This is a genomic window from Geminicoccus roseus DSM 18922 (assembly GCF_000427665.1).
Lineage (GTDB): Bacteria > Pseudomonadota > Alphaproteobacteria > Geminicoccales > Geminicoccaceae > Geminicoccus > Geminicoccus roseus.
This window is the reverse complement of record NZ_KE386572.1, coordinates 4,214,041-4,234,265: the sequence shown is the minus strand read 5'-3', so window position 1 is coordinate 4,234,265 and position 20,225 is coordinate 4,214,041. Positions and strand designations below refer to the sequence as shown.

Genomic DNA, 20,225 nt, shown 5'->3' with positions numbered 1-20,225 from the left:
CGTCGCCTCCGCCTGTCCGTCCGCCCTCGAACAAACCTCCTGGAGAGCATCCATGCTCCGACGTTTCGCCTTGTCCCTGCTCGGCGCCAGCACGCTGGCCGTGGCCCTGCATTCCGCTCCCGTCCAGGCCCAGAGCTGGAAGGACGAGGTGCCGGTGTTCCGCTACGGCATCATCGGCGGCGAGAACGAGGCCGACCGCCTGACCAACTATGCCTGCTTCCAGGAGCAGCTTTCGGCCAAGCTCGGCATCCCGGTCGAGCTCTACCCGGCCTCCGACTATGCCGGCGTGATGCAGGGCCTGATCGCCGGCACGCTGGAGGCTGGCCTGCTCGGCGCCTCCGGCTATGCCGGCATCTACCTGGAGGACCCGAACGCGGTCGAGCCGCTGTTCACCCAGAAGCAGGTCGACGGCTCCACCGGCTACTACTCGGTGCTCTACGTGCGCTCCGACAGCCCCTACCAGAAGCTGGAAGACCTCGAGGGCAAGACCCTGGCCTTCGCCGACCCGAACTCGACCTCCGGCTATCTCTATCCCTCGGTCGAGCTGAAGCTCCAGGGCTACGACCCCGCCAGCTATTTCGGCTCCACCGGCTTTGCCGGCGGCCATGAGCAGGGCGTCATCGCGGTGCTGGACGGCCAGTACGATGCCGGCGTGACCTGGACCTCGGGCGTGGGCGAGATCTCCGAGGGCTACACCTCCGGCAACCTGCGCAAGATGGTCGACAAGGGTGCGCTGAAGATGAGCGACATCCGGATCCTGTGGCAGTCCAACCTGATCCCGAACGGTCCCGAGGTCGTCCGCCAGGCGCTGCCCGAGGAACTGAAGGCCGAGTACAAGGAGTTCCTGCGCGCCCTGCCCGAGACCGACCCGGACTGCTTCTACAAGACCCAGGGCGGCGACTTCGACGGGTTCGAGGAGATCGACCAGACCTTCTACGAAGGCGTGATCGCCGTCCGCAAGGAACAGATGAACTCCCGCCGCGGCTGACCGCCGGTCCGATCGATCCGAAAGGGAGCCGTCCGCCAGGGGCGGCTCCCGTCGCATTCCACGGATGACATGATGGCCGGCAGCGACGCTCTCCACATCGATCTCGGCAACCGCCCGGCGGTCCGTAACTTCGAACTGCACCGCCACGAGCTGATGGCGCGCAGGCGCCGGGACAGCGCGATCTTCTTCCTGGCCCTGGCGATCGGGCTGGCGGTCTCCCTGAACGTCGCCCAGCTGTTCCCCGAGCGCCTCCTGACCGGCCTGCCCAAGGTCGGCGACTATATCTACGCCACCCTGCCCCACCTGCGGCCGGACGTGCTGTTCGAGAACAGCAAGACCGAGGGCTCGCTGGCCTACTGGTACTTCAACCTGCCGAAATACCTGCGCCTGCTCGCCGAGACCCTCAACATGGCGCTGATCGGCACGGCGCTGGGCGCCACCGGGGCGCTGGTGATGTGCTTCCCGGCCAGCCGCAACCTGGTCCGCTCGACCTGGATCTATGCCGGGACCCGCCGGCTGATGGAGGTGTGCCGGGCGATCCCCGAGATCATCTACGCGATCCTGTTCGTCTACACCTTCGGGATCGGCCCGCTGGCCGGCGTGCTGGCGCTCGCGATCCACACCGCGGGCGCGCTCGGCAAGCTGTTCTCCGAGGTCAACGAGAACGTCGCCACGGGCCCGATCGAGGGGGTGCGGGGTGCCGGCGGCTCCTGGCTGCAGGAGATGCGCTACGGCGTGTTCCCCCAGGTCCTGCCGAACTTCCTGAGCTACACGCTCCTGCGCTTCGAGATCAACGTGCGCTCCAGCTCGATCCTGGGCTTCGTCGGCGCCGGCGGGATCGGCCAGGAACTCTACTACGTGATCAGCTTCAACTTCTACGAGGAAGTCAGCGCCATCGTTCTGATGGTGATCCTCACCGTCACCGCGATCGACCTTTTGTCCGCCAAGCTGCGCGCGATGGCCACCGGCGAGGAGCACATGCTGTGAGCAGCCTGACCATCGACGACGTGCGCGCGCGCCATCCCGAGCCCTTCCGCCAGGCGTCGCGCCGCCTCCAGATCCAGGTGGGGGCGGTCGCCGCCTGCCTGGCCTACGGCCTGTTCTGCGCCTGGCTGTTCGACGTCAGCTGGCAGCGGCTGACCGCGGGCCTTGGCCGGATCGGCGTGGTGTTCGGCCAGATGCTGGTCTGGAAGGACTTCTGGTCCTGGGACTTCGAGGGGATCTTCCTGGGGCTGGGCCAGTCGCTGGCGATGGCGTTCCTGGGCACGATCATGGCCTCGCTGGTGGCGCTGCCGCTGGCGTTCCTGGCGGCGCGCACGGTGGTCCGCCCGGCCCTGCCCCGGCACGTCATCCGCCGGCTGTTCGACATGCTGCGCGGCATCGACCAGCTGATCTGGGCGCTGGTGTTCGTCCGGGCATTGGGCCTGGGGCCCCTGTCCGGCCTGCTGGCGATCTTCACCTCGGACATCGGCACGCTCGGCAAGCTCTATTCCGAGGCCCTGGAGAATGTCGACCGCAAGCAGGTCGAGGGGGTGCGGGCCACCGGGGCGTCCCGGATGCAGGTCTACCGCTTCGGCTTCCTGCCGCAGATCTTCCCGGTCTTCCTGTCGCAGACCCTCTACTACATCGAGAGCAACACCCGCTCGGCGACCGTGCTGGGCGTGGTCGGCGCCGGCGGCATCGGCCTGCAGCTCTCCGAGCGGATGAAGGTGCAGTACTGGGACCAGGCCGCCTTCATCATGCTGCTGATCCTGCTCACGGTGTCCCTGGTCGACCAGGCCTCCGCGCTGATCCGGCGCCGCTTCATCGGAGGACCGTCGCGATGAGCACGCTCGTCACCATCGACCGCCACCCGGCCGCCGACGACCCCGGCCAGCCGCCGCTCTCCGCCGACGGCCCCTCGATCCACCCCCATGCCAACATCGCCCGCTCCTCCTTCGGCGCCTGGACGGCGGTGGGTGCCCGCAGCTCGGTGGTGGAGAGCGTGCTGGGCGACTATTCCTATGTCGTGAACGACGCCGAGATCATCTACTCGACCATCGGCAAGTTCTGCTCGATCGCCGCCAAGACCCGGATCAACCCGGGCAACCACCCGACCTGGCGCGCCTCCCAGCACCACTGGCTGTACCGCGCGGCCAGCTACGGCCTGGGCCAGGACGAGGCCGAGTTCTTCGGCTGGCGGCGCGCCCATGCGGTCGAGATCGGCCACGATGTCTGGATCGGCCATGGCGCGGTGATCCTGGCCGGGGCCAAGATCGGCAACGGTGCGGTGATCGGCGCCGGCGCGGTGGTCAGCAAGCGGGTCGAGCCCTACCAGATCGTCGGCGGGGTGCCGGCCCGGCCGCTGCGGGCCCGTTTCGAGCCCGGAATCGCCGAGCGGCTGGAGGCGCTGGCCTGGTGGGACTGGCCGCACGGGCGGCTGGCGGAGGCGATCGGCGACTTCCGGAGCCTGACCGTCGAGGCCTTCCTCGAAAAACACGGCGGCTGAACCACTTACCCCCTGTCGCCGGCCGAGCGCGCCGCTAGAAGTGCCGCCAGGTTTCGATGACGCGATGGAGGATCATGCACGCGCTCCTGCAACGGCTCCGCGGCCGGCTGGTGGTGTCCTGCCAGCCGGTGTCCGGCGGGCCGATGGACCGGGTCGAGATCGTGGTAGCGCTGGCCCTGGCGGCGCGCGACGGCGGCGCCGCCGGACTGCGGATCGAGGGCGCGGCCAACGTCGCCGCGGTGCGCGCCGCCTGCGACCTGCCGATCCTGGGCCTGATCAAGCGTGACCTGGCCGACAGCCCCGTGCGGATCACTCCGCTGATCGCCGACGTGCAGGCCCTGGCCGAAGCCGGCGCCGACGTGGTGGCGTTCGACGCCACCGAGCGGACACGGCCCGTTCCGGTGGCCGACCTTTTGGCGGAAGTGCGCCGTCATGGAAGGCTCGCCATGGCCGACTGCGCCAGCCCGGCCGAGGCGCAGGCGGCTGCGCAACTCGGTGCCGACATCGTCGGCACCACCATGAGCGGCTATACTGGCGGCCCGGTGCCGGACCTGCCGGACCTGGAGTTCGTGCGTGAGGCCGCCCGGGCGCTGGACGTGCCGGTTCTGGCCGAGGGACGCTTCAACACCCCGGCCGACGCCGCCGCGGCAATCGAGGCGGGCGCGTTCGCCGTGGTGGTCGGATCCGCGATCACCCGGACCGAGCATGTGACCGGCTGGTTCGCGCAGGCGGTAGCGAAGGTGCAGCGATGACCACGGTGCTGGCGGTCGATCTCGGCGGCAGCAAGATCCTGGCCTGCCTGGTCCAGGAAGGCCGGATCCTGGAGGAGAGCCGGGCGGCCACGCCCAGGGAGGGCGGAGTCGACGCCTGGATGGACGCGGTGGGCGAGCTGGCCGCACCCTGGGCCGGACGGTTCAGCCTGGCCGGCGTGGCGGTGACCGGCCTGGTCCAGCGCGGCCACTGGCAGGCGCTCAACCCGGACACCCTGCCGATCCCGGCCGGGTTCCTGCTGGAAGCCGAGCTGACCCGGCGGCTGCGCGTGCCGGTCACCTCCCTGAACGACGCCCAGGCCGCCGCCTGGGGCGAGCATGTCGCCGGTGCCGGCCGCGGTGCCGACGACATGGTGTTCGTCACGATCTCCACCGGGATCGGCGGCGGGGTGATCCTGGACGGGCGGCTCCTGCTCGGGCGCAGCGGGATGGCCGGCAGCATCGGCCAGATCCGCCTGCCGGCAGGGCAGCGGCTGGAGGAGGTAGCGTCGGGATCCGGCATCGCCCGGATGGCGGCGGCGGAGGGCCATGTCCTGGACGCGCCCGCCCTGTTCGCCGCGGCCGCCGCCGGCGAGGCCTTCGCCGCCGCGGTCCTCGACCGGGCGGTCGATGCCAGCGCGCTATTGTTTCGCGACCTGCAATATCTCTACGATCCGGCCCGCATCGTCGTGGGCGGCGGGGTCGGCCTGGCGCCGGGCCACCTGGAGCGAATCCGGGCCAGGCTCGCGCATCTGTCCGACGTCGAGCGGCCGGAGCTGGTTCCGGCTTCGCTCGGCGCCCATGCCGGCATTATCGGCATCGTCGACCTCGCGCTGCGCGAGGCCGCCGCAACAAGAGAGGATCAGTCGCTATGAGGACCCGCCGCCTGCTTCCAGGCCTCGCACTTCCCGCCCTGGCCGCCGGCCTGCTGCTGTCGAGCGCCGCCGCCCGGGCCGAGGTGACCGTCCTGGGCTGGCCGGGCGGGCCGGAGGAGACGGCGCTGCGCGCCGCGGCCGACCTCTACAACGGCCAGGACGGGCTGGCCGAGGAGGACCGGGTCGAGCTGATCTTCTTCAACCGCGACGGGTTCTGGGACAAGCTGCAGACCGACCTCGCGGCGGGCAGCGGCGAGTTCGACCTGAACCTGCTGGCGACCTACGCGATCGGCCGCTACGCGCCGTTCATGGAGCCGATCACCCTGCCGGACGGCGCTGCCGAGCTGTTCGGCGAGAAGGTGCTGGCGACCATGCAGTTCGAGGGCCAGCAGTACGGCGTGCCCACCGACCTGTCGCTGCATTTCATGTATTTCCGCGAGGACCTGATCGACCAGCTCCTCTCCGACGCCGACTGGCAGGCGCGCTACCAGGAGATCGCGCAGGAACGGCTGGGCAAGGAGATGTCGCCCCTGCCGCCCGAGCAGTGGAGCTGGGACGACTACCAGGCGACCGCGCTGTTCTTCACCAAGGCGGTCAACCCGGACAGCCCGACCCGCTACGGGACGGTGCTGCAGATGAAGAACCTCCTGTTCAACATGATGGTCTGGCAGTCCACCGCCCGCTCGTTCGGCGGCGACTGGATGAACGACCAGGGCGAGATCACCGTGGACAGCGAGGCCTACCGGCAGGGGCTGGAGCTGTACAAGGCTCTCTACGATGCCGGCGCCTCGCCCAAAGACAGCCTGAGCTACGAGTTCGCGGAAGCCAACGCGGCGTTCGGCTCCGGCCAGGTCGCGACCATGCTGCAGTGGAACGCGGCGGCCGCCGATCTGAACGACCCGGACAAGACCCCGGCGGTGGGCGGCAAGGTCGGCACGGTGGCGCCGCCCTCCGGCGATGCCGGCCGCTTCACCCATATCCACGGCCTGGGCCTCGGCCTGAACAAGGCGGCGCAGAACAAGGAGGGAGCGGTGCGCTTCCTGGAGTGGCTGGCCACCCCGGAGGCGATGCAGGCCTATGCCCTGGCCGGCGGCGCGCCGGCTCTCTCGAAGGACGCGCTGCAGCCGGTGGTGGAGCAGCGCCCGGACCTGGCGCAGCTGGGCGACTATGCCGGCCAGTACGGCTTCGTGATGACCGGGGCGACCTCGGCCGGCGCCTTGCCGGTCTACGAGCTGCAGGCCCAGCACTTCACCGGCTACTGGGCCGGCCAGGAAAGCCTGGACGAGGCGCTGTCCGCCACCGCCGAGGGCATGGAAGAGCTGCTGAAGTAAGCCAGGGCGCCGCCGGCTGCCCTGTTTCGACCTGCGGAGGGCTTCGGCCCTCCGTTGCCGTTTGTTTGACCCAAGCGACGAGGAGCGGCCTTCCGTTGTCGACGGCCCATGCACGCGACGGGCGGTTCCTTTTGGCACCGCTGACCATCTTCCTCCTGGCGATGCTCGGCCTGCCCCTGGCGGTCGACCTGATCTACTCGCTCTCCCGCGTCGAGTTCGCCACGATCCTCTCGCCCCAGTTCGTGGGGCTGGAGAACTATGGCCAGGCCCTGCGCTCGGAGAGCTATTGGCAGGCCGCCTGGTTCTCCTTGCGCTTCGGGCTGATCGCCGCCCTGGCTCAGCTCCTGCTGGGCCTGTTCCTGGCGATCTTCCTCGCACCCCTGATCGACAAGCGGCCCTGGCTGCTCGCGTTCCTGATGCTGCCGATGATGGTGGCGCCGGCTCTGGTCGGCCTGATGTACCGGCTGATCCTGCACGAGTTCGTGGGCGTGGTGCCCTGGTTCCTGTTCACCTACTGGGGCGACAGCCCGTCCTTCCTGGGCCCGGACAATGCGTTCACCACCCTGGTGGTGGTGGAGGTCCTGCAATGGACGCCGTTCGCGCTGCTGATCCTCTACTCGGCCTATGCGGCGGTCCCGGCCGAGGTGCGCGAGGCAGCCGCGATCGACGGGGCGGGACCCTGGCGGCGGCTCTGGGCGATCGACCTGCCGCTGATGGCGCCGGCCATGGGGGCGGCCTTCTTCATCCGCTTCATCGACGGTTTCCGGGTGTTCGACAATGTCTACACCCTGACCGGGGCGGGTGCCGGCGGCTCCACCACCACCATGAGCATCTGGGTCTACCAGGCCTTCTTCAAGTCCGGCGACATCGGCCAGGCGGTGGCCGCCTCGATGCTGCTGCTGGCGGCGTCCTGGCTGGTGCTGGCGCTGGTCCACCGCGTCTCGGAGCGCCGGGCATGAACCTGCTGCGCTGGCTGGTGTTCGCCGTGGCGGCGCTCGCCATGAACTTCCCGGTGATCGCGACGCTGGTCACCTCGTTCAAGTCCGAGGCGGAGATCGCCTCCAACCCTTCCTGGTGGATCCAGGCGCCGACGCTGGCCAACTATGCCGGCGTGTTCGCGATGGCCGACCGGTTCGACGTGCTACATTACCTGTGGAACAGCTTTGCCTCCGCGCTGCTGGGGGCCGGCCTGTCGCTGGTCCTGGCGTTCCCGGCGGCTTTTGCCCTGGTGCGCTTCGGCGCCGGGCGGCGCTGGCTGATGCCGCTGGTGGTCAACCTGCGCGCGATCCCGCTGATCGTGTTCGCGATCCCGCTCTACCTGGTCTATGCCCGGGTCGGCCTGCTCGACACGAAGCTGGGCCTGGCGCTGATCCTGTGCGTGGTCAACCTGCCGCTGGTGCTGATCCTTTTGGCCGCGGCGCTCCGCGACCTGCCGGTGGAGCTGGACGAGGCGGCCAGGGTCGACGGGGCGTCGACCTTCACCCTGCTCTGGCGGATCGTGCTGCCGCTGGCCGGCCCGGCGCTGGCCACCACCATGGTGCTGGGCTTCGTGTATGCCTGGAACGAGTTCCTGTTCGCGCTGATGCTGACCACCCGCGACGCGGTGACCGCCACGGTGGGCGCGTCGTTCTTCTTCGCCGCGTCCGGCGGCGGGGTGCGCTGGGGGGCGGCCGCCGCGGTGATGATGCTGAGCGTGCTGCCGCCGGTGGTGCTGGGCCTGCTGCTCTACCGGCGGATCGGCCAGTCCCTGGCCGCCGGCGCGGTCAAGGGCTGAGCCGGGCCCGGCCCGGCTACCTGGTCCGCCCCCGCTGCCTGGCCTGCCCGCCGCGCCATCGCCGCCAGGTGGCGGCGATCCCGGCGGTTGAGCCCGGCGCCGATGGACGGCTCCGCCGGTCCCTGCCTCCGTTCACCTTTCGTTAGGATCTTGCCGCTAGGATGGGCGGCGGGGCGATGGCGGATCGCCGGCAGGATGGAGGTGGCGGATGGCGGATGGGCAGGACGTGCGGTCCGGGACAAAGGCGCTGCAGCCGACCCGGTCAGGCACGAAGCCGCGGGCCTGGACAGGCCGGATCCCGACGGGGTGAAGGACAGGGACGCTGGCAGGGTCAGGTCCTGACGGGGCGACCAGGCTCGCCCGGGTTCGTTCGTGCAGCGGACGGCGCCGGCCCGCACCGCTTCCGGGGCCAGGGGCGCAGCGCTGGTGCAGGCGGCAGCACCGGCCGTGGCGAGCGGGGGTATGGGCGGCTCGGGTTCGTTCGTGCGGCAGGCGTGCGGATGGCAATTGCGGAGGTCCGCGGGCGCCATGCCCCGGGCAAGCGGGCGCTGGCGCTCGGGTTCGTTGGTGCGCTGCCGCACGGGTTCGTTGGTGCGCGAACGGTCGGGGACGGGCGATGCCGCCGGTCGGGTGCGGCTTGCCGGTGCGGCGGAGGCTGGCCTGGCCGCCTGTTCCTGGCGCAAGGGCGGCTCGGGTTCGTTCGTGCCGGCGGCGGTGCCACGGCGCAGGCGGGCGAAGTCGAGCAGGGCCAGGTGCAGCGCCTTCTCGGCGGCGGCCAGGTAGCGGACCAGGCTCGCCAGGCCCAGGCGGCGCCGGCCCATGCCGGGCGGATCATGCCGCCTTCGCCAGAAATCGGCTTCCAGGCGGGCAACCTGGTGGCAGTTCCAGCTGGCCTGCACGAACCGGGCGCAGGCGGCGGCCTCTTCCGGGGTGGCCGGCCGGAACTGGTCGAGCAGGCGGCTCTCCATCGAGGCATGGGCCGCTTGCTGGCCCGGGAGGGGCGGCAGCGTCGAGCGCGCGCGCAGGCCATGGCTGCGGGCGTTCTGGGCGGAGCGGCGCTTGCCGGCGTCGCTGACCGGACCATGGCTGCGGGCGCCGTTTCGGCGGGAGGCTTCGGCCTGGGCGGGGGAGCGGGGCATGGCGGGTCCCGTGGAGGGTGGAGGCGGCGGCAGTCTAGCAGTTCAAGGTGTATGTTCCTATATCTACATCGAAGCGATGGGATTGACGGACGCGGTCCGGTGCTGAATACTTAACTTGTTGGTTTATATTGCGCAGGCGGCGGCGTGCCCGCCCGGGTCCCTGCGCCCCATCCCTTCCCGGATCCAGCGAGGACGACGCCGATGCAGCTCACGCCCTATCTGTTCTTCAACGGCCGCTGCGAGGAGGCTGCCAAGTTCTACCAGCAGGTCCTGGGGGCCGAGGTCACCATGATGATGCGCTTCAAGGAGAGCCCCGAGGCCGGCCAGCCGGGCAGCATCCCGGAGGGCAGCGAGGACAAGATCATGCACATGGCGATGCGGATCGGCGAGAACACGCTGATGGCCTCGGATGGCTGCTGCGCCGGGCAAACCAGCTTCCAGGGCATGTCGCTGAGCCTGGAGATGGCCGACGAGGCGCTGGCGGAGCGCTCGTTCGCGGCGCTGGCCGAGGACGGCCAGGTGCAGATGCCGATGAGTTCCACCTTCTTCGCGCGCCGCTTCGGGATCGTGGCCGACCGGTTCGGGGTCAGCTGGATGATCCACGTGCCGGCCCCTGCCCCGGCCTGAGCCGGCCCGAAACCGTACAGGACGGGCCGCTGGCCCGCGACCGGGGAGCTGAGCGACGCGATGCGCTTCATGATGCTGATGATTCCGAAGAACTACGCCGACGCCGCCCCGGGCACGCTGCCGGACGCGAAGGCGGTAGCAGCGATGATGGCCTATAACCGCGCCCTGCAGGAGGCGGGCGTGCTGCTGGCCCTGGACGGGCTCCATCCGCCCTCGATGGGCGCCAGGATCTCCTTCGCCCATGGCCGGCCGAGCATCGAGGAAGGCCGCGCCGGATGGACGGCCGGCACGGCCTGCGTCGGCGGCTACTGGATGATCCGCACCGCCTCCAAGGCCGAGGCGCTGGCCTGGGCGGCGCGCTGCCCGGCCGCCGACGGCGACCTGATCGAGCTGCGCCAGGTGCAGGAGTTCGAGGACTTTCCCGCCGACGTGCAGGCGGCGGCCGGTGGCCTGGAGGGGATGCAGGACCGGCGGCGCGACCCGGAAGCCTGAGGCCCGACGGCGCATGCCGGGACGCCCGGCTGGATCAGCCGCCCGACCGGGCCGGCTTCTCTGCCTGCGGAGCGGCATCCTCCCGGCCGAACGCCGGCCCGACCGCCCACCACATGCACGGCTCCCCCGAGGCCGCCACGCCGCCGGGCACGTGACGCGGCCAGCCTGGCGGCAGCCGGGCAGCATCCGGACGGGCGAGCAAGAGCGCTGCCGGACCTGGCTGCCACCTGGCGGCCACCGCCTCGCCGGGAGCAGGACGCGGCCGGCGGGCGGTACCCGGATGTGCGCGCAAGACAACTGCCGAGCCTGGCTGTCGCCCGGCAGCCACCGCCACGGCGGGAGCGGGCGCGTCCGGCGGCGCGGCGATCCGGACCCGGGACGAGAACTACGGCCGGACCTGGCTGTCGTCGCACCATGGCCGCCTCCAAGGCCATCACGGAACCTGTTGAGCGCGCAGGCGCGCTGCGTCGAGCCGACCACGGGAAAGACCCCCATGGTTTATGATGAACTGTGGCGGCTGGCCGAGCCGCTCCTCCCGCGCGCGGGCCCCTGGCGGAGGGCGACCGTCCGCCAATCCGTGATCGCAGGGCGATGGTGGGCAACCTGTTCGTGCCGCGTACCGGCCTTGAGCAAGGATATCCTGCCTTGGCAAACACCGGCTGTGGCTCCGGCATGGCCTGCTGGCGGATGCCGTGGGACTGGCGAAATGCCGCCGGGTGGGTGCGGCTGCACCAGGTCCACCACCTGGGCTGGGCGAACGCCGTCGCGTGGCGCCGGGCTGCAGTCGAAAGCGCACCGTCTGCGGCAAAGAAGGGTGCGAGGCGACCGGGGCGCGTTCGGCCGGCCATGGCGGGTCCGGCCGCAGGCGGCACCTGCCGGCCGGCGGCGGCAGGATCCCGCTTGCCCCCACCGCGCGACGGGGAACGGGCACGACAGCAGGCTTCCCGAGCCACCGGCCGAGGCAGTGCCGTCGGCATGACCGCGCGTCGGCCGGCCAGGGAAGCGGCCAGGCAAGCTGCCCGCCGGCAAGGGGCGGCGGACATGGATCGTCGTCGAGAACCCGCCGCGGGCTGTGGCCGGGCGCTTCGGGCTGGTGCGCCCGGACCACCGCCCTGTCGACCCACGGCGCAGCGTGCTGGCCAGCATCCACGGCCAGCCATCGGCCTGCCGACAGCGGTAGAGGCTGCTGGCTGACGCCTGTCCTGCCCGCTGTGCCGACATCGCTTCGGGGGGAGCGCTGCGCGATGACCCGCACCGCGCCGGCAGGTCCGGTCAGCGGGCGTCCGGGCGCAGGGTCCGCAAGGTCCCGTCCGGCATCTGGCGGCGGTCCTTGGCCAGCCGGCGACATGGCGACCCACGCCGCCATGCCCATCCCGCTGGCCTGGGAGCACGAACCGGTTCGGAAACGCGGCCTGGCGCGGACAGGCGGCGCCGGGGGCGGCCCTGCGTCCGGAGGTACGAGACTCAGCCCGGCAGGGTGCTGTCGACGCCCTCGACATAGTACATCATCTGCAAGAGGTCGGCGTCGCTGATCACCGATCCTTCGGGGATCACCACCTCGCCGGCCTGGTTCTTCACCGGGCCCTGGAACGGATGGACGGTCTTGGCCTTGATGCCAGCGACGAGCTCGTCGAGCTCGGCCTGGACGTCGGCCGGCACGTTCTGGTTCCAGGGGGTCATCACCACCGAGCCCTCGGCCATGCCGCCCCAGTAGACGGTGGAGGCCCAGCTGCCCTCCATGACCTCGCGGGCAGTCTTGATGTAGTAGGTCGCCCAGTCGTCGACCACCGAGGTCAGGCAGCGCTCCGGCCCGAACCGGCCCATGTCGGAGGCCTGGCCCACGCACCACACGCCGCGCTTCTCGGCGGCCTGGACCGGGGCCGGGCTGTCGGTGTGCTGCACGATGAAGTCGCAGCCCTGGTCGATCAGCGCGTTGGCGGCCTCCGCCTCCTTGCCCGGGTCGTACCAGCTGTTGACCCAGACCACCTTGGTGCTGACGTCGGGCATCACCTTCTGGGCGCCCAGCGTGTAGGCATTGATGCCCATCACCACCTCGGGGATCGGGAAGGAGCCGATATAGCCGATGGTCTTGGCCTGGCTCATCCGGCCGGCGAGCACGCCGGAGACATAGCGGCCCTCATAGAAGCGGGCATTGTAGACGCCCAGGTTCTGGGCGGTCTTGAAGCCGGTGCAATGCTCGAAGACGGTGTCGGGGAACTGCTTGGCGACGTTCAGCGCCGCCTGCATGAAGCCGAAGCTGGTGGCGAAGACCAGCTTGTTGCCGGCCTGGGCCATCTGGCGCAGCACCCGCTCGGCATCCGCACCCTCGGGCACGCTCTCCACGTAGGAGGTCTGCACCTTGTCGCCGAACTCCTTCTCGACGGCCAGGCGGCCCTGGTCGTGCTGGTAGGACCAGCCGAGGTCGCCGATCGGACCGACATACATGAAGGCGATCTTGAGCGGCCCGCCGTCCTGGGCGCGGGCGCCCTTCAGGCCGCCCAGGAGGAAGGGTGCGCTCAAGCCGGCGCCCACCAAGGTCCTGCGATCGATCATCACGTGCTCCACGCCCTGGGGCCGGCCCCGCGCCTGCCCCCTGCCACCGGTGCGTCGAGGTCACACCGGAAACGCCAGGCGGTCAACCGGTGTGGCTCATGACGGTGGCGCATGGGCACGAAGCGGTCGCGAAAGCCGGCAAGGTGGATCGTGGGGTTGAAGTGCAGGCATGGGACGTCAAAGCGCGTTTCCGTCCGGGCAGGAGGATGCGCTATGGCGGCAGGTCCTCCCTGCCCGACCGACGCGACGCCGCATACTTGAGCTGGGGTCCAGGCGTCATAGGAGGCGGCTCGACTTCTGCCTGCAAGCTGCGTCCGAAGCCCTTAACTAGAATGGCGAGACTTACAGTGGAGTGGAGCTTCATCTGGATGCGCCCATTGCAGAAAAGAAACAGACGAATCCTCGTCCAAGAAACTTCATCAAGCCATCAACATCCGGAGCATATCCTCACCAAAGGAAAGGACAGCGGATCACAAGGTAAAGGCTTACTCTCGAAGTCGCTGCCAGCCTGGGTTCAGAAGAAATGCGCTACGGTCATATCAACATTTCCCATGAACCTTCGCAATTGTGCTCAGTAAAGAGGCTATTTCCCCTGAACGCATCGACATGGGATGTGGCATTTCCAGGCCAGAAGTAGACTACGGGAACAGAACATTGATCCGGAACTGGTTCACCAACGGTATTAAGTGGGCCGCCGGCTTCGTGCTGGTTCCAGCCCTGCTGGCAATGATCGGAGGAGGCGGAATTTGGCTCTATCAGTACGTTACCTATGATCGGCACCTCTCCCAGATCCAGGGCTCTGCCAAATTCAAGGGAATGGAAAGCGAATACTGCACCCAGCAAGATTATCCCATCAGCGTTATATTCATAAACAACAGCACAAAGACCATCGAACAGATTGAGTTCTATCTGGAGGCTCGATACAAAGGGAGAAGCCGCAACTTGGCGTCTAATAATAGACGTATTGATGACTCAATTACTGGCTCGAAAGACTTTAGCGGATTGTGCTGAGGGATCCCGAAACTAGATACGACAGAAGATCCAGCTTCACTTGTGTGGGCCGTGCGCATCGTGGACGTAGATTTCAGAAAGTAAAACGGTGACGGCTGGATGGCGTAGCTGATGGCAGATCGGCGCTTTTGTGGGAAAGTCAGTTCGTCCGGTCGATGCAGCAATTGTGTTCTGGCTTGCAAGATCACGCCCAAGCTCAACCAGTACACCGCCATCGACGACGGCTCACGGTTCCAGGTCGTCGGCCTCTATCCACGGCGCACCGCCGCCAACACCGTCCGCTTCCTGGAGCGGGTGCTGGAGGAGATGCCGTTCGCCATCCATCGGCCGGCAGCAGCCGGGCCGATCCATCTCCGCAGGAGCCGAGGTCAGGAGACCTCGGCGGGCGCATCCAGACCGACCGCGGCCAGGAGTTCTTTGGCTACCAGGTCCAGGACCAGCTACGCGACTGGCACATCAAGTTCCGGCCCATCCGGCCCCGCTCGCCGCACCTGAACGGCAAGGTTGAGCGGGCCCAGCGCACAGCCCTTGAAAAGTTCTGGCCGACCGTGGACCTGGCAGACACGACCCTCTCCGACCAGCTCGACGAATGGCAGACGTTCTACATTCGAGCCGCAGAGCGGATCGAAGCAGCGTCCGCATGGCGCGCTTGGTGGCCGGACACCGGTCGACCGGGCCTGCGAGCTCATTGCCAGGATCCCGCTCGGTGAGGACGTGTGGGACACCTACGACCCTGCCAGGGAGCGCATTCGCACCCAGGACTACCACTGGGACTCCACCTTCGCGCGCCTGCAACGATGCGCCCCAGACCCCACAACGCAAGGCGCTACTCCGGCGAACTTGTTTGACAACATACTGTCGATATGGTGACATGTACCCATGATCATCGACGCGGTCACCGAGCTGATCCTGGAGACCTTCCGCCTCAACGGGCGCCTGCTGGCGGCCGGCGACGCCCTGGTCCGCGACCTCGGGCTGACCAGCGCGCGCTGGCAGGTTCTGGGCGCGGTGGCGATGTCGCCGGTGCCCCTGCCGGTCGCCCACATCGCCCGCAACATGGGCCTGTCGCGCCAGGGCGTGCAGCGCATCGCCGGCGAGCTGGAGTCGCAAGGGATCGTCTGCTTCGCGCCGAACCCGCACCACCAGCGGGCCAGGCTGGTCCTGCTGACGGAGCATGGGCGGGCCCTGTTCGAGGCTGCCGCCGAACGCCAGCGGCCCTGGGCCGAATCCCTCGCCCGGGGGCTGCCGCCGGAGGGCATCGAGGCCGCCACCGGCCTGCTCCGCACCCTGCGAAACCGCCTCGAGGCCGAACCGGCCGGCGGGGACGACCGGGAGACACGGGACGCCCATGCGCCTGGACCGGTGAAATGACGGAGGTCGCCATGCTTCTCGGACAAGTCGCGTTGGCCACGGCCGCCCTGTTCGCGGGCGCGGCGCTCTATATCAGCCTAGTCGAGCAGCCCGCCCGCCTGGTGCTGGACCCCCGGCCGCTGCTGGCGGCCTGGAAACCGGCCTACCGGCGCGGCACCGCCATGCAGGCGCCCCTGGCGGTGCTGGGCTTCGTGCTCGGAATGGCGGTATGGTGGCAGGCCGGCCACCCCGGATGGGCGCTGGGTGCGCTGCTGATGATCGCCAACTGGCCGTACACCTTTCTCGCCATCATGCCGACCAACAAGCGGCTCATGGCGACGGAACCGGCGGCGGCCGGCGTGGAGAGCCGGGTGATGATCGAGAGGTGGGGCGCGCTGCACGCGGGGCGGACCGCGCTCGGCTTCGCCGCTGCCCTCGCCTTCCTCTGGGCCTCCCTTTCCTGAGCGGGCACCTGGCCAAGGCGCGGGGCAAGTCCGGCGGCGGCAGGGATCATCGGCCGCCGTCTGCCCGGGCGACCGGGCGCCCGGCCACCCATCCTGCATCGGCCGACGGACCTCCCCCCAGGCAGAAGGCCAAGGCTACAGGGACGCAGGGTGATGCCCGGCCGACCCTCTGGCGCGCACGACCCCGACCGCGATGATCGTGGCAGCCGGCGGTCTTCCATCCGGGCATGGCGCCGGCGACCTGCCCGCGACCGGCAATGACCAGGGAATGAACGCGGTCGTGGGCGCGACGTTGGCCAAGGCTCCCGATCAAGGGCAATGCGCCCTTCGGTGGTCCTGCAGCGCTGGCGGGACCGCTCCATTCCCGGGCGGCGACCGCCGCTCTAGTGGTCAGAGGCGGACAGAAGATACCCAGCCCGCCTCAGCCTGGACTGCGCAGGACGAAGAGGTAGCGGTTGAGGCTCGCGAAGAATTCGCCCGCTGCGTCAAGCGCGGCGCCCTCTGCCAGCCAGGCGTCCGCCTCTTTGGCCGGCACCCGGCCGGCGCCAACGACGAAGTCGCGGATGAACGGGGCGATGCCGTGGGCGAAGGTGCCAGGGCGGAACGATGCGTTCAGGATCGGCACCACCTCGCGTCGGACGGTCGCGAGGCACGCGTCCGACGCCAGCCGGCTCAGCCGCCGCGGCAGCCCCGGGTGCGCGACGTGGGCGTCATACGCTGCCAGGATGCGGTCGACGCGGGCCTGGTCGCGGCCATGCCAGACCACGCTGGCGAAGTCCGTGTCGAGCACCACCGCCCGTCCGTCCGGGCGCAGCACGCGGGCGATCTCCCCGACCGCGCGCGCGACGTCCGGCACGTAGGCCAGGCTCTGCACCGCCACGGCAGCGTCGACGGAGCCGTCGGGCAGGGCGAACGCCGTCATGTCGCCGGCCGCCAGCCCGACCGCGGGTAGCCCCCGGCAGCGCCGCCGGGCCAGCGCCAGCATTGGCCCGCTCAAGTCCAGCGCGTGGACGCGCCCGCCCGGGCCGACGGCGAGCGCCAAGTCGCGGGTCAGATAGCCCGGCCCGCAGCCCAGGTCGACAATCCGCTCCCCGGGCCGCGGCTCCAGGGCGCCGAGCACGGCCGCGCGCGTGGCGGCCACGTCCGGGCTGGCGTAGACTGCCTCGATCCGGCGGGCGGCCTGCTCGTCGAACGGCATGCTGCTGGCCACGGCGCGTCCTCCCGGCTTCGGTGGGCGAAGGGCGGACGGAATGCTACGCGTTCCCGTCGCCGCCGGCGAACGCGAAGGCGGCTGCAATCTACGTGGGGGCTGGTACCAAGCGTCCGCGTCGAGCCACTGGAAACGGCTTTCGAAATGGATAGCGGCCTGCGGAGGGGATGCGTGTAGCGCCAGGCGATCCATGATCGCTGGGGCTGCTGCCCTGACCGAGCACCGCCGCCTGTACCCGACCGACCTGTCGGACCCGGAGTGGGTGCTCCGGGCGCCGTTGCTGGAGAGGCATGGCCGTCATGGACGGCCGCCGAAGTGGCCGAGGCGGCGGATCGCCGACGCGATCTTCTACCTCTTGCGCTCTGGCTGCCCATGGCGGCTGCTGCCGCGCGAGTATCCGCCATTGATGCGAAGCATCGATCCCACGGAGTGATGTCAGCACAGCTGACAGGGCGGACCGTCTCCACGCAGTTCCGGCGCTGGCGGATCAGTGGCGCATTCCACGAGGCGCACGAGCGGCTCCGCCGTACGGTTCAGGACACTGAAGGACGGTCAGCAGACCCGACCGCCGCCATCCTCGACAGTCCGACCGCCAGAACGACCAGTATCGGTGGGCCAGCGCGAGGCTATGACGGGGCCAAACGAGCAAAGGGCCGCAAGCGCCACCTGCTGGTGGACACGCTTGGCCTCATCCTGCTCGTCTGTGCGCATGCCGCCGACCTACCCGATCGGATAGGTGCACAGATGCTCTTGAGCACGGCCGCTCAGGACGACCTGCCGCAACTCGAGCTGGTATGGGCTGATGCCGCTTTTGCTGGTGCGTTGGTCGCTCAGCTGGAGGCCGAACGAGGATGGCATCTTGAAGTGCCGCGCAACCCCGACCGCCAGCTCTGGCGCTACAGGCTCAAGGAAAAGCCCACGAACGCGTTTCGCGTCCTGCCGAGGCGCCTCCGCGGTCTGCTGACCGCGGTCCCTTCGGGAAACGGATCATCGGCCTGCTGGCCGATGATGGGTGGTGGAGAGGACTTTTGCCTGGCTCGGCCAGTCACGGCGGCTCTGCAGCGACTATGAATGGTTACCTCAGACAAGCGAGACCATGATCTATGCCGCCATGAGCCGGATCATGCTGAGAAGGCTCGCACGATCCACAGCTTAAGCATTCGAAGGCCGTTTCTAGCCCCGCAGCAGGCCTTCCAGGATCACCGCGGCGTCGGTGATGTCGGCTTCCAGGGCGGCGCGCGCGGCCTTGCCGTCGTGGCGGGCCAGGGCGTCGCGCAGGACCTGGTGCTGGATGTTGGCGTTGCGCCAGTTGCCGGAGCCGCGCAAGAGGCTGAGATAGGGGCCGATCTGCAGCCACAGGCTCTCGATCAGGGCCAGCAGCGAGGCGGAGCCGGCGGCCTCGTAGATGGTGAAGTGGAACTCGCGGTTGGCCGGGACGAAGCCGCCCTGGTCGCCGGTCGCCACGCAGGCCGACATCGCCTGGATCCGGCTGTCCAGCCGGGCCAGCATGGCGGGCGTGACATGGGCGGCGGCCCATTCCGCCGCCAGCCCCTCCACCTCGACCCGGACCCGGCGCAGGTCGGACAGGCGCTCGACGCTGAGCGGCGGGATGCCCACCGAGCGGCCGGCCACCACGGTCAGCGCCTTGGCCGCGGTCAGCCGGTGCAGCGCCTCGCGCACCGGCATGGCGCTGACCTGGAAGGCTTGCGCGATGCTGGCGATGGTCACGGTGCGGCCGGGCTCCAGCTCGCCGTCCAGGATCATCGCCACCAGCTGGCGATAGACCCGGTCCTGCATGCTTTCCCTGCCGACCGGGCGCAGCGGCAGCTGCCGGATGTCCTCTGCCAGTGCCATGAGATCGCCTCTGTTCCGCCCGCCCCCGGCAGGCCGGTGCCCCCGATTTTCCGCCGTTGCCAGTGTTCGTGATCTATGATCAAAGATCAATCAACGAAAACGCAGGGGGCAGCGACGGCCAGGACGCCGCGTCCGCCCCCGTTCAGGGAGGCGGGATCAATGAAACTGGGTGGCAAGCTCCTCTCGTCGCTGCTGGCGGCCGGCTGCATTGCCGGGACGGCCGGGCTGGCGGCGCCGGCACAGGCGGCCGACGAGAAGCACAAGATCTTCCTGTCGATGAGCTATATCGGCAATGACTGGCAGGCCGAGGCCGCCAACATGATCAAGGCGATGGCGGCGCATCCGTCCATGCAGGACAAGGTCGACCTGCAGGTCCAGGTCTCCGGCCCCAACGCCCAGCGCCAGATCCAGCAGATCAACTCGATGGTCCAGGCCGGCGCCGACGCGATCGTGGTGTTCCCGATCTCGCCCACCGCCCTGAACCAGGTGGTCAAGAACGCCTGCAACAAGGGCGTCACCGTGATCGCCTATGATGCCGAGATCACCGAGCCCTGCGCCTACAACATCGCGATCGACCAGGAAGAGGCCGGGCGCAAGACCGCCGAGTGGCTGGTCCAGCAGCTGGACGGCAAGGGCAGGATCGTGGCGATCACCGGCGTGCCCGGCACCTCGGTGGACACGCTGCGCACCCAGGCCGCCAAGGAAGTGTTCGACCAGCACCCGGAGATCGAGATCATCGCCGAGGCGCCGGGCATGTGGAGCCAGGCCAACGCCCGCACCGAACTGTCCAAGATCCTGGCCACCCACAAATGGGACGACATCGACGGGCTGTGGATGCAGGCCGGCTGCTTCACCGCCAACTCGATGCAGATCGAGGCGGGCATCGAGCCGGCCAACCTGAAGCCCTGCGCCGGCGAGGGCTCCAATGGCGGGCGCATCCAGGCGCTGCCGGAGGGCACCGAGGTCGAGGGCGCCAACGGCACCTACATGCCGATGGGCGCGCCGCGCATCTCCTACGCCTCCCCGCCCTATTCCGGCGCCCTGGCGCTCAAGCTCGCGGTGCAGAAGCTGGAAGGCCAGGACATCCCCCAGAAGACCGTCCTGCCCCTGCCGCTCTACACCAGCGACGAGATCAAGCTCTGCGCCGAGGGCACCTGGCAGGAGATGTCCGAGGGCTGCAACGTGTTCCAGCCCTCGATCATCACCAACCCCGGCTGGTTCGCCTCGATCTACTCGCCGGACACGCCGGAAGTGGGCCTGCAGGCCGCCCTGGTGGGCGAGCCGGAGCAGTAAGCCGCCCTTGCTGACGGGGTCCGGGCG

The 20,225-nt window shown here is 69.4% G+C and carries 17 protein-coding genes and 2 pseudogenes; 15 read left to right on the top strand and 4 right to left on the bottom strand.

Annotated elements, in window-relative coordinates:
- Positions 1-52 precede the first annotated feature (52 nt).
- The 8 genes and pseudogenes from phnD to GEMRO_RS0120970 all read left to right on the top strand — a co-directional run bounded on the left by phnD (position 53) and on the right by GEMRO_RS0120970 (position 8,205).
- Positions 53-988, top strand: coding sequence for a phosphonate ABC transporter substrate-binding protein (gene phnD, locus GEMRO_RS0121005; RefSeq protein ID WP_027135579.1), 936 nt, complete (start codon positions 53-55; stop codon positions 986-988).
- A 72-nt stretch (positions 989-1,060) separates the two neighbouring features.
- A complete protein-coding gene (gene phnE, locus GEMRO_RS0121000) occupies positions 1,061-1,975 on the top strand; it encodes a phosphonate ABC transporter, permease protein PhnE (protein ID WP_157505678.1) in 915 nt (304 codons plus the stop codon).
- Positions 1,972-2,814, top strand: a complete 843-nt coding sequence (phnE, locus tag GEMRO_RS0120995; protein WP_027135577.1) for a phosphonate ABC transporter, permease protein PhnE — start codon at positions 1,972-1,974, stop codon at positions 2,812-2,814. The genes phnE (GEMRO_RS0121000) and phnE (GEMRO_RS0120995) overlap by 4 nt, the downstream gene beginning before the upstream one ends.
- On the top strand, positions 2,811-3,476 hold the full coding sequence (locus GEMRO_RS0120990; protein WP_084507282.1) for an LbetaH domain-containing protein: 666 nt from the start codon (positions 2,811-2,813) through the stop codon (positions 3,474-3,476). Before phnE (GEMRO_RS0120995) ends, GEMRO_RS0120990 begins: the two co-directional genes overlap by 4 nt.
- Before the next feature lie 71 nt (positions 3,477-3,547).
- A pseudogene (locus tag GEMRO_RS35850) lies at positions 3,548-5,100 on the top strand (putative N-acetylmannosamine-6-phosphate 2-epimerase).
- A complete protein-coding gene (locus GEMRO_RS0120980; protein ID WP_027135575.1) occupies positions 5,097-6,431 on the top strand; it encodes an extracellular solute-binding protein in 1,335 nt (444 codons plus the stop codon). Before GEMRO_RS35850 ends, GEMRO_RS0120980 begins: the two are co-directional and overlap by 4 nt.
- Before the next feature lie 95 nt (positions 6,432-6,526).
- The gene (locus GEMRO_RS0120975) at positions 6,527-7,390 is read left to right on the top strand and encodes a carbohydrate ABC transporter permease (protein WP_027135574.1); all 864 of its coding nucleotides are present in this window, start codon (positions 6,527-6,529) and stop codon (positions 7,388-7,390) included.
- Entirely contained in the window at positions 7,387-8,205 is an 819-nt protein-coding gene (locus GEMRO_RS0120970) for a carbohydrate ABC transporter permease (RefSeq protein ID WP_027135573.1), read from the top strand. The genes GEMRO_RS0120975 and GEMRO_RS0120970 overlap by 4 nt, the downstream gene beginning before the upstream one ends.
- Here GEMRO_RS0120970 and GEMRO_RS0120965 read toward each other — a convergent pair.
- Complete coding sequence (locus tag GEMRO_RS0120965; RefSeq protein WP_027135572.1) at positions 8,157-9,344, bottom strand: hypothetical protein; 1,188 nt, start codon at positions 9,342-9,344, stop codon at positions 8,157-8,159. The two genes, GEMRO_RS0120970 and GEMRO_RS0120965, sit on opposite strands and share 49 nt — an antisense overlap.
- 201 nt (positions 9,345-9,545) lie before the next feature.
- Between GEMRO_RS0120965 and GEMRO_RS0120960 the strand changes: the two genes are divergently transcribed.
- Together GEMRO_RS0120960 and GEMRO_RS0120955 are read left to right on the top strand one after the other, a co-directional pair.
- The gene (locus GEMRO_RS0120960; RefSeq protein WP_027135571.1) at positions 9,546-9,971 is read left to right on the top strand and encodes a VOC family protein; all 426 of its coding nucleotides are present in this window, start codon (positions 9,546-9,548) and stop codon (positions 9,969-9,971) included.
- A 60-nt stretch (positions 9,972-10,031) separates the two neighbouring features.
- A complete protein-coding gene (locus GEMRO_RS0120955; RefSeq protein ID WP_027135570.1) occupies positions 10,032-10,463 on the top strand; it encodes a YciI family protein in 432 nt (143 codons plus the stop codon).
- Positions 10,464-11,927: 1,464 nt separating this feature from the next.
- On the opposite strand, the gene GEMRO_RS0120950 is transcribed toward GEMRO_RS0120955, so the two are convergent.
- On the bottom strand, positions 11,928-13,016 hold the full coding sequence (locus GEMRO_RS0120950) for a BMP family ABC transporter substrate-binding protein (RefSeq protein WP_035485758.1): 1,089 nt from the start codon (positions 13,014-13,016) through the stop codon (positions 11,928-11,930).
- A gap of 654 nt (positions 13,017-13,670) precedes the next feature.
- On the opposite strand from GEMRO_RS0120950, the gene GEMRO_RS34405 reads away from it, so the two are divergent.
- From GEMRO_RS34405 to GEMRO_RS0120935, 3 genes are all read left to right on the top strand, one after another.
- Complete coding sequence (locus tag GEMRO_RS34405; protein WP_157505677.1) at positions 13,671-14,027, top strand: hypothetical protein; 357 nt, start codon at positions 13,671-13,673, stop codon at positions 14,025-14,027.
- A gap of 879 nt (positions 14,028-14,906) precedes the next feature.
- Positions 14,907-15,398, top strand: coding sequence for a MarR family winged helix-turn-helix transcriptional regulator (locus GEMRO_RS30970; RefSeq protein ID WP_051329310.1), 492 nt, complete (start codon positions 14,907-14,909; stop codon positions 15,396-15,398).
- An 11-nt stretch (positions 15,399-15,409) separates the two neighbouring features.
- A complete protein-coding gene (locus GEMRO_RS0120935) occupies positions 15,410-15,841 on the top strand; it encodes a DUF1772 domain-containing protein (protein WP_027135568.1) in 432 nt (143 codons plus the stop codon).
- A gap of 421 nt (positions 15,842-16,262) precedes the next feature.
- On the opposite strand, the gene GEMRO_RS0120930 is transcribed toward GEMRO_RS0120935, so the two are convergent.
- Positions 16,263-17,051 (bottom strand): methyltransferase domain-containing protein, encoded by a 789-nt coding sequence (locus GEMRO_RS0120930; RefSeq protein ID WP_027135567.1) that lies wholly within the window; start codon positions 17,049-17,051, stop codon positions 16,263-16,265.
- Between the two features lie 190 nt (positions 17,052-17,241).
- On the opposite strand from GEMRO_RS0120930, the pseudogene GEMRO_RS36020 reads away from it, so the two are divergent.
- Positions 17,242-18,207, top strand: a pseudogene (locus tag GEMRO_RS36020) (IS5 family transposase).
- Positions 18,208-18,224: 17 nt separating this feature from the next.
- Here the strand turns inward: GEMRO_RS36020 and GEMRO_RS0120920 are convergent.
- On the bottom strand, positions 18,225-18,905 hold the full coding sequence (locus GEMRO_RS0120920; RefSeq protein WP_035485756.1) for a GntR family transcriptional regulator: 681 nt from the start codon (positions 18,903-18,905) through the stop codon (positions 18,225-18,227).
- 159 nt (positions 18,906-19,064) lie between these two features.
- Here GEMRO_RS0120920 and GEMRO_RS0120915 point away from each other — a divergent pair, with 159 nt between their 5' ends.
- Positions 19,065-20,198 (top strand): sugar ABC transporter substrate-binding protein, encoded by a 1,134-nt coding sequence (locus tag GEMRO_RS0120915; RefSeq protein ID WP_027135565.1) that lies wholly within the window; start codon positions 19,065-19,067, stop codon positions 20,196-20,198.
- Positions 20,199-20,225: the final 27 nt, after the last annotated feature.